The following is a 15,391-nucleotide window of genomic DNA, read 5'->3' as shown; positions in this document are numbered from 1 at the left end:
CAGCGTGAGCCAATTTTTCCATATCCATCCTGATAATCCACAAGGTCGTCTGATCCGTCAGGCCGTTGACATTATTCAGCAAGGTGGCGTAATCGTATATCCAACCGATTCAGGATACGCCATTGGGTGTAGCTTGGGTAATAAGCAGGCTAAAGAGCGTATTGAGCGTATTCGCGGTATTGAGAAGCATCATAACTTTACGCTGATGTGTCGTGATTTATCTGAGCTTTCGACTTATGCGCGTGTAGACAATCAAATGTTCCGGATGATCAAAAACAATACGCCGGGCCCTTATACGTTTATTCTCAAAGGGACCAAAGAAGTCCCCAGACGATTGCTTAATGAGAAGAAAAAAACCATCGGGATCCGGGTGACAGAACATCCGATCACGGCTGCTCTATTAACCGAATTGGGCGAGCCCTTGATGTCTTGCTCGTTAATTTTGCCAGATGAGCAATTTACCGAATCGGACCCGGACGACATTCGCCTGCGTCTGGAAAAGCACGTTGACCTGATCATTCACGGTGGGTATCTGGTAGAGCAGGCGACGACAGTGATTGATATGTCCGACGACGAAGTGGTGATCCTGCGCCGTGGTTGCGGCGATACAACCCAGTTTGAATAATCATGCCTGATCAGAGCGCCCAGCAAAAATTGCCACTGGCATTTTTACATGGTGAAGCGGTATTGGAAAAGCCGGAGGATCTGTACATTCCTCCGGATGCACTGGAAGTCATACTGGAGACTTTCGAGGGGCCGCTCGATCTGTTGTTGTATCTCATTAAACGCCACAAGCTGGACATCCTTGAGTTACCGATACTGAGTATCACGCAGCAATACGTTAAGTATGTGGAGATGATGCAGGATATGCAGCTGGAGCTGGCCGGTGAGTATCTGGTTATGGCGGCCTTACTGGCACAGATTAAATCGCGGTTATTGTTGCCAGTCCACGAAGAACTGGAAGATGAGGAAGATCCGCGTGCAGAATTGGTCAGACGGCTTCAGGAGTATGAGCAATTTAAAAAAGCGGCTGAGAATCTGGACCAGATCCCCCGCGTAGATCGGGAAATTTTTGTTGCCCGTGCACTGATGGAAGAATCAGAAGAACCACAAACCCGACTACCCGACATTGAGATGGCCGAGCTGCTTCTGGCCCTGAGTGATGTGATGGCACGGGCAAAAACCTTTGAACATCATCAGATCAGTGCCGAAGTGTTATCTACTCGTGAGCGCATGGCCGCAATCCTTCAGTTTTTATCTGAACATACCGAGCCGGTTGAGTTTACACGTTTATTTACTTTGTCAGAGGGGCGCAGTGGTGTGGTGGTCACATTTATCGCTATGCTTGAGTTATTGAAGGAGCAATTGATTAACTGCTTGCAGGTGACTCCCGCGGGTACGCCCGCCAGTGCAATTTATTTGTCATTAAAGCTACACGAGTGACGCGGGCTCTGTCATAATACGCCGCTTTAGACTAGCCTTATCCTACTTGCATGAAACGTCGTATCAGTGATGAACAATTGGTTGAATTGGTTGAAGCAGCCATATTCGTTGCCGATAAGCCTTTGTCTCGCAAACAACTGAAAGAAACTGTTTTGCAGGATATTCATGTATCAGATGTCCGCCTCCGACAGGCGCTGGATACCTTGAGCGAGCATTATCAAACTCGCGGTGTCAAACTGGTTGAAGTCGGAACGGGTTACCGTTTTCAGGCCTGTGCCAGCTTAAGCCCCTGGCTTAGCAATCTGTGGCAGGAAAAAGCGCCAAAGTATTCTCGTGCGACGCTCGAAACATTGGCACTGATCGCTTATCGTCAACCCATAACCCGGGGCGAGATTGAGCAGGTGCGGGGTGTGACGGTCAGCTCTAATATCATCAAAAGCCTGTTAGAGCGACAATGGATAAAGATAGTGGGCTATAAAGAAGTGCCGGGTAAACCTGCACTGTATGCAACAACGAAACAATTTTTAGACTACTTTTCGCTTAATGGATTGGATATGCTCCCTGAGCTGCCTTCCCAACAGGGCGAAAAGCTAGATCAGATGTTAGATGATCCTTCTGTGAGAGAACCATCAGAATGAGTGAGAAGTTACAAAAAGTTTTAGCACGCGCTGGCGTTGGCTCGCGTCGTGAAATGGAAAAATACATCGAAAGCAACCGTGTTAGTGTTGATGGCAAGGTGGCCAGACTGGGTGATCGTGTTGAGGAAAATGCGGTTATCCGGGTCGATGGGCATATCGTAAAAGTAGAACAGCAGGATGATCGGATCTGCCGTGTCTTGATGTACCACAAGCCAGAGGGCGAGTTGTGTACGCGTAAAGACCCGGAAGGGCGTCGCACTGTGTTTGATCGTCTGCCGCGTATTGAAGGCGATCGCTGGATTGCCATCGGCCGACTGGATGTCAATACATCGGGTTTGTTGTTGTTCACCAATGATGGTGAACTGGCCAACCGGCTGATGCACCCCAAATATGAAGTAGAGCGCGAATACTCGGTACGCGTATTTGGTGATGTAACCAACGAACACCTGCGCAACCTGAAAAAAGGGGTCGAACTGGAAGATGGTCCAGCGAAATTCCTGAAGCTGGCGCCACGCGGTGGTGAAGGCCTGAACAAGTGGTTTAATGTCACTCTGACTGAAGGTCGTAATCGCGAAGTGCGTCGTTTATGGCAGTCTCAGGAGCTTGAAGTATCACGCCTTATCCGTATTCGCTACGGCAAGTTAGAGTTGGGCAAGCGACTGCCTCAGGGCGGCTGGGAAGAACTCAAGCTGGAAGATGTGAATTACCTTCGTAAATCTGTCGGCATGCGTCCTGAAACGCAAACTAAGCTGTCGGTGATGCCTGAAAAACGTAAAGACAAACGTGCTAAGATCAACCGTATTCGCAAGGCGGTGAGCAAGCATAATCAGCGTCTCAAGCAGAGCAAACGTCGTTAACAGACATAAAAAAAGCCGCTAATGCGGCTTTTTTTATGTCTTTATTTTACCTGTGCGTCGAGTGACTGGCCATTTACCTCTGCCGAGTCATCGGACATCAGATAAAGATAAGTTGGCATCAATTCTTCAGGTGTTTTTAGTTTATCTTTGTCTTCACCCGGGTAGGCTGTGGCGCGCATGCCTGTACGCGTGGCTCCTGGGTTGATGCAGTTTATGCGAATGTTGGTTTTGCCCACTTCTGCGGCCCACGTTTGCATCATCCCTTCAGTGGCGAACTTAGAAATGGCATAGGCTCCCCAAAACTCACGACCCTGACGACCAACGCCGGATGACGTGAAGATAATAGACGCACTGGGGGCTTTACGCATGACAGGGAACAGGTATTTAGTGATCATTGCTTGCGCAGTAACATTGACCTTCATGATGTTTTCGAATGTGGACACACAAAAGTGTTCCAGCGGACCCAATGCACCTAATATAGAGGCATTGTTCAGTAGTCCGTCAAGCTTGCCAAATTGTTGTTCGATAGTGGCGGCAAGATCGCGGTAGTGTTGTTTTGTGGCACCTTTTAGGTCTAAAGGCACGATGGCAGGCTTTGGATAACCTGCGGCGACGATTTCGTCATAAACACATTCTAGTTTGCTGGTGGTTTTACCTAGCAAAATAACCGTTGCACCATGTTTGGCATAGGTCAGTGCAGCAACACGGCCAATGCCATCGCCTGCACCAGTGACCAAAATCACTTTGTTTTCTAAAGCATTCTCAGCTGCTTGATAAGTATGCATTTTGAACCTCTGAGCTAAATTTTCAGCATATTTTACCACATACCACAGCCAAGTTATCGAATTTATTGTAAATATGGCTGGCGAAACGCTACACTTTGCGTTAACTTAAACTGGTCTAATGTCTTATTAAAAGCAGATTTACCTTTAAGTACCTTTTTGCAAAGGTTTTAACTAAATATTCTCTGATCGGTCAATTTATCAGCTAAATTAAGCAGTTAAGTTGAATTCAGGGCTAAGAATAATAATAAGATTATGTCGGAGCCAAATAAATGAAAAAAATGCTACTCTCACTCGCGGTTTCTGCAGCCTTAGCTGGTTGTGGTGGCGGTGAAACCCTTGAAGATGTAAAACAAGAAAGCACAGCTGTAACACCCAGCGCCTCGATCAAATTCGACCCTGCCAATGGGGTGATTTCGGTGCCTAATGACCTGCTGTTTAACGGCACGAAAGATGGCACGCTGAATATTCCAGGTGAACTGAACGATGACGGCTCTGTTAAAATACAGCGTGCAAACTATGCTGATCCTTCACTGGCGTTAGGTGCACTGGATGGTTGGTCAACGCAAATGCCATTTGCAATTGATTTAACTGTGCCACCCGGTGTTGAAATTGATGCGGCGAGTGTCGCAACGCCCGGTGCTGTGAGAATTTTTGAAGTAGTTATGGGCGCCAGCCTGACTGACCAGGATTGTGCAACTGTGCCTGCCGGGATTGCCTGTAAAGGGGTCGCTGAGCTGACCTTTGGCCCAACTGGTGATTTTATTGCTCAGTTAGGTGCAGATGGTAAAAGCATTAATGTTATTCCTGTGAAGCCACTAAAATCGGCGACAACTTATATCACAGTGTTAACAACGAGCCTGAAAGACAGCTCGGGCAGTGTCGCGCCTTCTTCCTCTTATACCTTGCTTAAGCAAGAAGCGCCTTTGGTAACACCTGCACAAAAAGGCTTGCAAGCGGTAGTGCGTAGCTATGAGAGTGCGGTGACATCGCTGGGCACCGTGACCAGTGAAGAAATCATTTATTCAGCTGCAATGACAACACACTCGACTTTTGAAGTCATGGGTGCCGTGAAGCAGTTGCTGGCTGCGTCTTTGACTACCGAGCAAAGACCTGTATTAAGCGTTGGCCAGCAGCCTGCTGATGGCTTGACGGTTGCCGATTTACCGGGCCTCCCATTGTCTGACGAGATTCGTCCTTTGTTCCGCTCTGTAAGATACTTGCAAGGTAATATTGTTTTGCCGCGTTACCTGGGCGAGCCGCAAACGAAAGATGACGCAGCGCTGGCAGATACCTACTGGCAGGCACAGTGTGATAACGCCGCAGCGGTTGCCGGCTATATTCAGGCAACAGGTGGCACACCTGAGCTAAGAGAAGGTAACGATACACTTTGTAATGCGTTATCTGAAGGTCGTTTGCGAGACTTAGGGCTGGATCAGCATAAGTTTGTCAGCAAATATAATCCAATTCCAAAAGCGCTGGGCGCGAATAATATTCCGGTCCAGATCACTATGCCTGCGGACGAAACAAACCGCCCAGAAACTGGCTGGCCGGTTATTATTATGCAACATGGTATCACCAGCAAGAAAGAAGACATGCTGGGTCTGACGCTGGCGTTGACTCAGGCTGGTTTTGCAACGGTTGCAATTGACCATCCATTGCATGGTGACCGTGGTATTGATGTAGACGGCGATGGCGAGGTTGATTTCAACGCGTCAACGAAGAGTGTACTTCACTATATGAACCTGCAATCCCTGTTGGTTGCACGTGATAACCTGCGTCAGTCAACAGCTGACCTGCTGGGCCTGCGTCTTGGTCTGAATTTCATCAATCAGGCGACGGCGGTTCCTTTGCTGTTCAATACGCAGGATGTGAGCTTTATTGGCCACTCTTTGGGGTCGGTTGTTGGGCCTAGCTTCATCGCGTTGGCTAATACACCGCTGGATGAGCAGGTTGACGCCTTGTTTAACGTGAAAGCGGGCGCCTTATCAAGCGGCGGTTCGGGCATTGCAAACTTCCTGGTGGAATCTGCTTCATTCGGTCCTGTGGTGAAAAGCGCGGTCTTGTCTGCGGCAACAGATTTGGCTGTATCAAAACAGTTTAATGCTTATCTGGGGGAAGGTGCTATCGCAGATTGCGGCCAGTTTGCAACTGATGCCGGCGCGTTTGCAAACTGTGCATATTCAACCTTTACTGCACAGCTAGAGGCGAACGGTGATACCGTCTCACTCGGAGCAATTGATGCAACCGTAACCCAATTCGCTTACGCAGCACAAAGCGTGCTGGGTAGCGCTGATCCGCTCAACTATGCTGGCGCGGTAAATGCGTTGGGCACACCTATCTACATGGGTGTTGTTGTGGGTGGCGAGAATGGCAATAAAGAAGACCAGGTGATCCCACCTTCAACGCAAAGCAATCCGTTGTCAGGTAGCTTGCCAATGGCAGCTGTAATGGGGCTGACGCCTGTGAGCGAAACGCAAACGTCAACCGACGGCACAGCGGGTAGCTATGTTGTGCGCTTTAGTCAGGGACATCACAGCTCGCTGTTGACTACCAGCTTTGACGAGCATTCGGGTGGCACAGCAGAAGGTCATGCTGCAGCGACCATGGAAATCCAGCAGCAACTGGCGACTTTCCTTGCTTCAAAAGGCCTGATGTTACCAATCACCAATGATGCTGTTATTGCAAAATAGTCGCATTTGAGAGATTATGAAAAAGCCGCTGTTTTAGCGGCTTTTTTTTACTTAAATTTCAGGAGTAGAAAGTTGGTATTTTTATACGAATACGGATTATTTTTGGCTAAAGCGGTGACTTTGGTCGCTGCGTTAGGTGCGATTATTGCGATGATAGTTGCCGCAAGCCATAAGCCGAGTTCACAGTCTGGTGAAATCGAGCTGACCAATCTGTCCAAACGACTGGACGAGGCTAAAGAACAGTTTCTGGCACAAACCCTGGATAAGAAAGCGCTGAAGTCCCATCTCAAGCAGCAGAAAAAGGCGCAATCAGAACACGCAACTGAGACAAAAAAGCGGGTCTTTGTGGTTGAGTTTTGCGGCAGTATGGATGCTCATGAGGTCGAAAATCTCAGAGAGGAAGTGACGGCTATTCTGACCATTGCAGACGCAAAGCAGGATCAGGTCGTGGTTAATCTGGAGAGCGGTGGAGGGGTTGTGCATGGTTATGGGCTGGCAGCTTCACAACTACAACGTTTCAAAGACGCAGGTCTGCCACTGACGGTGTGTGTGGATAAAATCGCTGCCAGTGGGGGCTATATGATGGCCTGTGTGGCAGATAAAATCATCGCTGCACCATTTGCCATTGTTGGTTCAATCGGCGTCATTGCTCAGATGCCTAACTTTAATAAACTGCTAAAAAAGAACGACATTGACTACGAGCAAATTACCGCTGGTGAGTTTAAGCGTACGTTGACTCTGTTTGGTGAGAATACGGATAAAGGACGAGAAAAGTTCCGTGAAGAAGTAGAGCATACCCATGGTTTGTTCAAGCGTTTTGTCAGCGATAACAGACCGAACATGGATATTGATAAAGTGGCGACGGGAGAGCATTGGCTGGCCACACACGCGCATGAGTTTGCTCTGGTAGACGAAATTCGCACCAGTGACGATCTGTTATTAGAGTTAAATCAAGCTCATCAGCTTTATCAGGTGCGGTTTAAGCTGAAAAAATCGCTGGCTGAGAAACTGGGCGTTGGTGTTAGTCTTAGCCTTGAAAAAGGCGCGATGCGTCTGTTCTCTAAATGGCAAAAATCAAGCTATTAAGTGCTTAGGGCAGTGTGGTTTGCACATTGCCTACTCACTTTGGCGTGTTTTTTCAGGCCTGAATATATAATGTTGCAACGTGGCTATGCCTGGCGCTAACGTGTGCCATTGTACAGCTCTTATATTCAGTTTCACATAACCTGCTGTCACTATATTATCAAACTGGTGTGTACTCAGATGATTTACCAGTATCGTCAAGGCAGGATTGTGGCCAATTATCGTCACATCATCGCATTCGTCCGGCAGCAGGTGCAGGCAGTCCATTAAATCAACCGCATCAAAGGTATAGAGTGCTTGTATTTCCTCAATGGCCTGAGTCACCTGACATTGAGCGTGTAAGATATGCGCAGTATCCCGTGCCCGGCGAGCAGGGCTGGTGAATATATGCGTATCAGGCAGCGAACCTAACCGGTTTGCCAGCGCCTGAGCCCGGCGTACTCCTTTGGGTTTGAGCGGCCGGTCAATGTCGTGCTGCATAGGCTCTTGCCAGCTGGATTTGGCGTGTCGGATCAACCTGAGTGTTTTATTCATATACAACCCTACGACTAAGTATATTGTCAGTTTAGACTAGGGTGCCGTGAACAGCTCATTTTCCAGGGTATTGCCATTAATTAGCTGCTTATAAGTCCAGCCCTGATGATGACAAAGCTCCAGCAATGCAATATCCAGCGCCTTATGGCTGGTATCATATTCGATAACAAATTCATCCGGCTGAGATTGTCTGACGTGTTTCACCCCGTTAAGCTGTGCTATTTGATCCCGCATCTGATCGGTAACCTGCTGAAGTTGTAAGGTCAAAAAGGCGGTGCCGGAATTGTTTTTGGTATATCTTTGGTGACTGGTTAGTTTACCTTGTTCAAGATACAACACAGTGTCACATAAGCGTTCCAGCTCACTCAGATCATGTGAACTGAGCATAAAGGTGATGTCTTTACTTAGACTGGCAATCAATGAACGGATGGCTTTTGCATTGATGGGATCTAACCCTGCTGTTGCCTCATCGAGCAAGACAATTTTGGGCTCACCTATTAAAGCTTGTGCAATGCAGATCCGTTTTCTCATACCATGGGACAGCTCAGAGGCTTTGGCATTGAGCTGGTTACTGAGATCAACAAGTTCCAGAACGCGTGCTGTTTCACGTGTCGCGTCACGGCGACTTAATCCCTGTAACTGACCATAAAAGGTCAGTTGTTTGCCCACAGAAAAGCGAGGGTCCAGCTGTGCATCTTGCGGTAAGGCACTCAGTACACCGAACAGGGCGTTGTCGCCTGGTGTATGTCCAAATACTTTGACGCTGCCCGCATCAGCTTGTAAAAAGCCACACAAGATACTGAATAACGTTGTTTTTCCTGCTCCATTGGGCCCTACCAGTGCAACCGTATGGCCGTGATCTAACGTAAAGCTGACCTTGTCCAGCGCACATTTGCTGGCAAATCGCTTGGTGACATCGTTGACTTCAATGACGAATGGCGTTGGAGTACTCATAGATCTTTCCTTTTCATTAGCCAAAATGCAGCACCTAGCAATACTGCAGTTTGCAGTAGGGGAAGTGCAATGGCGTGTAAACCGATACCGTGCCAGGGGGCAATGTCGCTGATATGCACACCGGGTAGTACATAATACAGCCAGTGAACCGGTTCGAACAAAGAGCTCAGGTAACTAATCAGCATATTCCCGACCGTGAACAGCAAGCTGGCATAAATGATACTTAGCCTGGCTGAGCTGGCGAGCAGATTAAGTAAGCTCATCAGTGCGATGAAGGGAAGTGTGGTCAATACCAGTAACGCAATAATAGAGGTAGTTTTACCCAGACCAGCCATTGCCAGTGTGGCATCCCGGGTGAGCATGAGTACCCAGGCAGCAATGGCTGAGGCCGTGATCAGGGTCAGTAAAATAAGGGCCTGACCTGCAAATCGGCCGAGCAGGATCTCTCCACGGCTGGCACGTAACGTCAGGAATCTGAGCGTGCCCCGTTTTGCGTCCTCAACAGTCTGATCTGCACTGACAAACAAGGTAAAGACGGGAAAGCTAAATAAGGCAATGATCCAGTAGACTGACAGCTCAGCCTCTGGCCAGCGTGCAAGTGAATAGAGCCCCACTGAACCGGCTATTTGCACCGCGATATCAGAGAACTCTGGGCTGTTGAGTACAGAAACTGCATGATAAATGGGGTAGCGTAAAATCATCAGCCACACCATAGTGAAGGCGGCCAGTGCCAGCCAGCCGCGTTTGGTTGCAAACAAGCGGGTCAGTTCAAACTGACTCAATAACATGATTCTTTTTAGTGGCATAGTGCACTCCTTTTGCGGATACCTTAACGCAAAAGTAAATAGATAGGGAAGGTGAGAATTGTTTCAGAGTGTGGCTTGGGTCTGAGCGGGTAGATAAGGCGCTCTGACACCAAAAGTAAGTTCCGTACAATCAAGTTGGTTCACTTAACAGTAGTTTGGTTCCTGGGGGGTGAACAGATATAATGTGCGGCTTGATTGGGAGGCGTTCACTGTGATACCAATTTCATTTAACACCAGGTCTATTTGAAGGAGCAAATAGGACGCTAACAGCGTTAAAAATTTCTCATTTAGAACAACCAAATAGCAAAATTTTTGCCTAGTTATCGACCCTATTTTCTCGCCTCGAAATAGATCACTTAATTAAGCAAATTGGTATGATTTTGGTGATAATACGCTCAAAAGTACCCTTTTGGTGCAATCCTGCAACGAATTAGAATCTAGTAAATAAGTTTAAGTAGTCTGATGAAAAAACAAAGTATTTTATTTTTATTTCTATTTTTAACAGGGTGCAGTGCTACCAATCAGTACCAAGCATCCGCCAAATATGATCTTTCTGTAAAAGCTTGGTGCATGCAAAGAAACAAGCAAGATGATGAATATTGTGATTGTTTTACCAGAGTAATGTCTGAGCGTACGCCGGATAGCCTAAAATCGAATGTTACCAGCGCAGACGCCAGCAACGTACAAGCGATGATTAAAGTTCTGGATGAGAGTAAGCAGGAGCTTGCTGTCTGTGAAGCAAAAAGAACAATCAGTACCCCACTTGAGCAAATTGATGTACCTGAAAAGGCGAAAAAGTTAGTAAAGCGCTTCGGAGATGATATTTTATCTCCCTCAAACAGGCGTTCCTCCGCTTCGACAAAAGCGGTCGGTTATAAATTCTCAATGTACGATGGTAAAAGCTCTGTCAATCCTGATAACTACACTGCATTATCCAGATATGAACACGGTATCCCTTACTTTTCGACTTATTACAATGGAAAACTCGAGAAGCAAGATCTGTACAAAGTGATCCAGGGCATAAAGCACATGCGTTATCAAGGTTACGAGCCTGATCAAAAGTCTATCTGTTTGGTACAGATAGGTGAATGTGTTTACAAGACGCCCAGCGGATTGTCAAAAAAGATGAAAACGATTTTTAAAGAGGGGGTTTGGATAAGTGATGAGCCAGGATTTTTAGGGACAAGAAGAACAGTGTTTAGAATATTTACCGCGGATGGATTACCTCTTTACGAAAAAATACTATTTCAAAACGGTAGTCAAATGGAGCGAGTTAGGTACGAACATAAATAGCGTTGAGTAAAAGTACAAAATACAATAAAAAAGGAGCCTGAAGGCTCCTTTTTTATATGGAGGGGATTACCAACCGCACTGGCGGTTTTTATTTTGCTCATCCAGATAAGTCTGAAGTGGTGCAAAGTAATCCAGGATAGCGGTTGCGTCCATTTGCTGGCTGCCAGTGACGCTTTCCAGTGCTTCTTGCCATGGACGGCTGCTGCCCATTTCAAGCATGGCATTTAAGCGCTCGCCCGCTTCTTTCGAGTTGTAAACTGAACAACGATGAATGGCTTCTTTGTTGCCAGCAATTTCACAAAGTGCTTTGTGGAATTCAAATTGCAAAATGTGTGCAAGGAAGTAACGTGTGTAAGGTACATTACCTGGTACGTGATATTTTGCACCTGGATCAAAGTCGTTTTCGCTACGTGTAACAGGTGCCTGAAGACCTTGATACTTTTCACGCAGTTCCCACCAGGCCTGATTGTATTCTGCCGGGCTGATTTCACCGGAGTACACTTTCCAGCGCCACTGGTCAACTAGCAGGCCAAATGGAATGAAAGCAATTTTGTCCAGCGCCATTTTCATCAACAGGCCAATGTCTTTTGATTCATCAGGTACTTGCTCTAACAGACCGATTTCTTTGAGGTATCCAGGCGTGACTGACAGAGCAATGGTGTCACCGATAGCTTCATGGAAACCATCGTTGGCACTTTCCTGATAATACAACGGCAGTTTGTTGTAAGCACGTTGATAGAAGTTGTGGCCTAACTCGTGGTGAATAACTGAGAATTCCTCGCCAGTGCGCTGGATACACATCTTAATACGCAGATCGTCTTTGTTATCCAGGTTCCAGGCTGAAGCATGGCACTGTACGTCACGATCTTGCGGTTTGGTGAATAATGAACGAGTCCAGAAGGTCTCTGGCAGTGGTTCAAAGCCCATTGAAGTAAAGAACTTCTCAGCACCTTTTACCATCTTGATTTCATCGTAATTATGCTGCTCTAGCAGTTCAGTGACATTATAACCCGGATCGGCATTTTCAGGTGCGACCAGATCATAGATGTTACCCCACTGTTGTGCCCACATGTTACCTAGCAGGTGGGCCGGGATTGGCTGATTTTGTGGCACTTTGTCTTCGCCGTACTTTTCGCCAAGCTTTGCGCGAACATGACAATGCAATGAGTCATAAAGCGGTTTTACCTGACCCCAGATACGATCAAGTTCTTTGGCGAAATCATCCGCGGGCATATCGTATTTGCTGCGCCACATAGCGCCTGTGTCGCGATACCCCAGTTCCTGAGCACCTTCATTTGCTAAAGAAACTAAGTCTTTATACAAAGGGCGCATCTGAGGAGAAACCTGACGCCAGCCTTGCCATACGTCTAGCAGTTCATCGTAGTTTCGGCTGTTGGCCATTTTGGATGTCATCTCGCCCAGGCTCATGCAGTTGCCGTCTTTACAGTATTTACCTTTACCGTACATACCATCCAGCTCAGCCGACAGCTTCGCCAGTTCAGCTGTTTTTGCCGCGTCTTTTGGCGCTGGCAATGTCAGGTTAAGCTTCAGCTTGTCCAGTTTGCGGCGATTGTCATAACTCAGCTCAAGTTCGTCAAACTTGGCTGCTTCATTGGCCAATGCGACTAATTTTTCAGTGTATTCCTGGCTTACGTCAGCGGCCAATGATGCCGTGTCTTCTGTAATGAAGTTGGCATAGATCCAGGCTGAACGTGCACTGCGATAGCTCAGGTCCTGCAGGTCTTTTTCTGCTTTGGTTAAAAATGCTTCAGCGTCTTTTTCGGTCAGGGTTGACGTGCTTGTTGAGTTACATCCACTCAGAGAGAGTGCCCCGGCAACCACGAGGGCGCCCAGGCTGAGTTTGAATTGTAGTGCCATCATTGTTCCAATTATCGTTATTAGAGACGTGATAATACCAGTGTCGGTTGATTGCGACAATTCGCGTTGTATAAGCTGAGTAAAAATATTGTGATAAGTGACATTTGTTCCATACTTAAAGCGCCATAAACCGGGAGGTGACTAAACCATGTGGTTACTGATACTTGTCTTAATTGCTGTGTGTTTTATTTTCTACGTTAAGGAAGCCAGGCTCAAAGTCATTTCTAGCCCGGCTTTAGCATATTTCAAGCGTGCATTACCCCAGTTATCACAAACTGAGCGCGAAGCGATGGAGGCTGGCGACACCTGGTGGGACGCAAGTTTGTTTAGCGGGAAACCCAACTGGTCGCAGTGGCTGCAAACGGGTAAGCCTGGACTGAGTGACCATGAGCGAGACTTTATCGAACATGAATTGACTGAACTGATGGCGATGCTGGACGAAAGCGAAATTTGCGCAAAAGGCGATTTGCCGCCAGAAGTTTGGCAATTTCTGAGAGAAAAGGGGTTTTTTGCTTTCATTATTCCAGAAAGGTTCGGCGGCAAAGCCTTTAGTGCGCAGGCCAACTCGGCCATTGTAGCGCAAATTGCCACGCGCAGTTTGTCTGCGGCAGTGACCGTGATGGTACCAAACAGCCTGGGTCCGGCTGAACTATTACTGCATTTTGGTACTCCCGAGCAGCAACAAACCTGGTTGCCAAAATTGGCAGATGGCTCGGCGCTGCCTTGTTTTGCATTGACCTCCCTGGAAGCTGGCTCAGACGCCGGTGGCATTACCGATTTTGCAGTGGTGTGTAAGCAAGAATTTAACGGGGAAATGACTTTGGGCCTGAAAGTCACCTGGCATAAACGTTATATTACTTTGGCGCCCGTGGCATCCGTGCTGGGGCTGGCTTTCAAAGTGTATGATCCTGATCAGCTAGTATCAGAAGCAACTGAATTAGGCATTACCTGTGCACTTATTCCAACTGATCACCCGGGTGTTGAGGTCGGAGCAAGGCATGACCCTATGGGGCTGGCGTTTATGAACGGCACAACACACGGGCAGGGAGTGTTTATCCCTATGCATTGGGTTATCGGGGAGTCGGACGGGATAGGTAAGGGCTGGCGCATGCTGGTGTCTTGTCTGAGCGCCGGACGGGGTATCTCATTACCGGCGTTAAGTGCCGGAACTGCACAGTTGAGTGCTAAGGCGTCGACTGCCTATTGCCGTGTCAGGCGACAGTTTAAGCAGTCATTGTGGCGATTTGAAGGGGTCCAGGTGGCATTGGCTCGGATCGCGGGGCTGAGCTACAGCATAGAAGCCACCCGACAAAATACTGCGATGGCCATAGACCTAAATAAAAGCCCTGCGGTGATCACGGCGATTGCCAAATACCATCTGACCGAAATGGCCAGAGTTGCTATCAACGATGCAATGGATTTACATGGTGGTAAAGCAATTCAGCGTGGGCCACTGAACTATCTTGCACTGCATTATCAGGGGATGCCTATCAGTATTACCGTAGAAGGCGCGAATATTCTGACGCGAAACTTAATGATTTTCGGTCAGGGGGCAACCCGCTGTCACCCATATGTGCTCAAGGAAATGGCTGCCGCACAGGAGCAAGATGCGGATCTGGCATTGCAGCAATTCGACAAGGTGCTAATACAGCATTTGGCCCACAGTGGAAAAACCTTTTTAAAAGCATCGTTCAATGGCCTGACTCTCGGTGTGTTTTCATCTGCGCCCGTTGCCGGAGAGGTGGCACGCTACTATAAAACGCTGACCTGGTATAGCCAGATTTTGGCCGTTCAGAGTGACCTGGCAATGCTGGTACTGGGCGGCAAACTGAAGCTTCAGGAAATGCGCTCTGCCAGGCTCGGTGATATGTTGAGCCAGCTCTATTTGGCGTCGTGCGTATTGAAGAAGTTTGAGGATGACGGTCGTCAGTGCAGTGATCTACCTTTACTACATTATGCGATGCAGTTTCATCTCAGTGCATTTGAGCGGGCTTTTACCGGGTTTATTGATAATTTCGCGCCTACCGGGCTGAAAACCATAGCAAAACGTTGGTTTATGCCTTTTGGGAGCGCTGTTAATGGTCCGTCTGATCGTTTGATTACGACACTGTGCGACAGCCTTTATCGCAATAAGCTGACTCTGGCACGGGTAAGTAATCTATGTGATACCTCAGGACACGCAGGGTTAGCTGCACTGGAGCAGGCATTTCAACTATTTCCCAAATGTGAGCAAGGATTACATAAATTTGAACGTTGGCAAAAGGCCCATCAGGCAAAATTGCTGGTATTAAATACTGACGAGCAGCTTGCGATGGCCGTTGCTGAATGTATCCTTGACGAGGAAGAGCGAGAGTTACTCGTGGAATGGTTTCAAGTCAGTTGGGAGGCCTTGAGTGTTGATGAGAGCGCTTGAGATAATCTGAAGTGTGA

At 47.7% G+C, this 15,391-nt stretch carries 13 protein-coding genes; 8 read left to right on the top strand and 5 right to left on the bottom strand.

What is annotated here, in order from left to right; all coding sequences use genetic code 11:
* Window positions 1-4 precede the first annotated feature (4 nt).
* From PRUB_RS08905 to rluB, 4 genes are read left to right on the top strand one after another with little or no spacing between them, the layout of a single operon-like run.
* Window positions 5-625 (top strand): L-threonylcarbamoyladenylate synthase, encoded by a 621-nt coding sequence (locus tag PRUB_RS08905; protein WP_010385480.1) that lies wholly within the window; start codon window positions 5-7, stop codon window positions 623-625.
* Window positions 626-627: 2 nt separating this feature from the next.
* The gene (locus PRUB_RS08900) at window positions 628-1,443 is read left to right on the top strand and encodes a segregation and condensation protein A (RefSeq protein ID WP_010385479.1); all 816 of its coding nucleotides are present in this window, start codon (window positions 628-630) and stop codon (window positions 1,441-1,443) included.
* A gap of 50 nt (window positions 1,444-1,493) precedes the next feature.
* Window positions 1,494-2,081, top strand: a complete 588-nt coding sequence (gene scpB / locus PRUB_RS08895) for an SMC-Scp complex subunit ScpB (protein ID WP_010385478.1) — start codon at window positions 1,494-1,496, stop codon at window positions 2,079-2,081.
* Window positions 2,078-2,938, top strand: coding sequence for a 23S rRNA pseudouridine(2605) synthase RluB (rluB, locus tag PRUB_RS08890; protein WP_010385476.1), 861 nt, complete (start codon window positions 2,078-2,080; stop codon window positions 2,936-2,938). The genes scpB and rluB overlap by 4 nt, the downstream gene beginning before the upstream one ends.
* Before the next feature lie 41 nt (window positions 2,939-2,979).
* On the opposite strand, the gene PRUB_RS08885 is transcribed toward rluB, so the two are convergent.
* A complete protein-coding gene (locus PRUB_RS08885; RefSeq protein WP_010385475.1) occupies window positions 2,980-3,723 on the bottom strand; it encodes a YciK family oxidoreductase in 744 nt (247 codons plus the stop codon).
* A 269-nt stretch (window positions 3,724-3,992) separates the two neighbouring features.
* Here PRUB_RS08885 and PRUB_RS08880 point away from each other — a divergent pair, with 269 nt between their 5' ends.
* Together PRUB_RS08880 and sohB are read left to right on the top strand one after the other, a co-directional pair.
* Entirely contained in the window at window positions 3,993-6,413 is a 2,421-nt protein-coding gene (locus tag PRUB_RS08880; RefSeq protein ID WP_010385474.1) for a VolA/Pla-1 family phospholipase, read from the top strand.
* Between the two features lie 72 nt (window positions 6,414-6,485).
* Complete coding sequence (sohB, locus tag PRUB_RS08875) at window positions 6,486-7,499, top strand: protease SohB (RefSeq protein WP_010385473.1); 1,014 nt, start codon at window positions 6,486-6,488, stop codon at window positions 7,497-7,499.
* A 30-nt stretch (window positions 7,500-7,529) separates the two neighbouring features.
* Here the strand turns inward: sohB and PRUB_RS08870 are convergent, their stop codons facing one another.
* From PRUB_RS08870 to PRUB_RS08860, 3 genes are read right to left on the bottom strand one after another with little or no spacing between them, the layout of a single operon-like run.
* Window positions 7,530-8,030 carry a SixA phosphatase family protein gene (locus PRUB_RS08870; RefSeq protein WP_010385472.1) on the bottom strand — a complete coding sequence of 167 codons (501 nt, stop codon included), beginning with the start codon at window positions 8,028-8,030 and terminating at the stop codon, window positions 7,530-7,532.
* A 36-nt stretch (window positions 8,031-8,066) separates the two neighbouring features.
* The gene (locus PRUB_RS08865; protein ID WP_010385471.1) at window positions 8,067-8,984 is read right to left on the bottom strand and encodes an ABC transporter ATP-binding protein; all 918 of its coding nucleotides are present in this window, start codon (window positions 8,982-8,984) and stop codon (window positions 8,067-8,069) included.
* Entirely contained in the window at window positions 8,981-9,790 is an 810-nt protein-coding gene (locus tag PRUB_RS08860) for an ABC transporter permease subunit (protein ID WP_010385470.1), read from the bottom strand. The genes PRUB_RS08865 and PRUB_RS08860 overlap by 4 nt, the downstream gene beginning before the upstream one ends.
* 462 nt (window positions 9,791-10,252) lie before the next feature.
* On the opposite strand from PRUB_RS08860, the gene PRUB_RS08855 reads away from it, so the two are divergent.
* Window positions 10,253-11,083: a hypothetical protein gene (locus PRUB_RS08855; RefSeq protein ID WP_010385469.1), complete on the top strand. Its 831-nt coding sequence runs from the start codon at window positions 10,253-10,255 to the stop codon at window positions 11,081-11,083.
* 66 nt (window positions 11,084-11,149) lie between these two features.
* Here the strand turns inward: PRUB_RS08855 and PRUB_RS08850 are convergent, their stop codons facing one another.
* Window positions 11,150-12,961: a M2 family metallopeptidase gene (locus PRUB_RS08850; RefSeq protein WP_010385468.1), complete on the bottom strand. Its 1,812-nt coding sequence runs from the start codon at window positions 12,959-12,961 to the stop codon at window positions 11,150-11,152.
* A 148-nt stretch (window positions 12,962-13,109) separates the two neighbouring features.
* On the opposite strand from PRUB_RS08850, the gene PRUB_RS08845 reads away from it, so the two are divergent.
* Complete coding sequence (locus tag PRUB_RS08845; RefSeq protein ID WP_010385467.1) at window positions 13,110-15,374, top strand: acyl-CoA dehydrogenase; 2,265 nt, start codon at window positions 13,110-13,112, stop codon at window positions 15,372-15,374.
* Window positions 15,375-15,391 lie beyond the last annotated feature (17 nt).

It is taken from the genome of Pseudoalteromonas rubra, from assembly GCF_000238295.3.
Lineage (GTDB): Bacteria > Pseudomonadota > Gammaproteobacteria > Enterobacterales > Alteromonadaceae > Pseudoalteromonas > Pseudoalteromonas rubra.
This window is presented reverse-complemented; position numbering and strand designations above follow the sequence as displayed.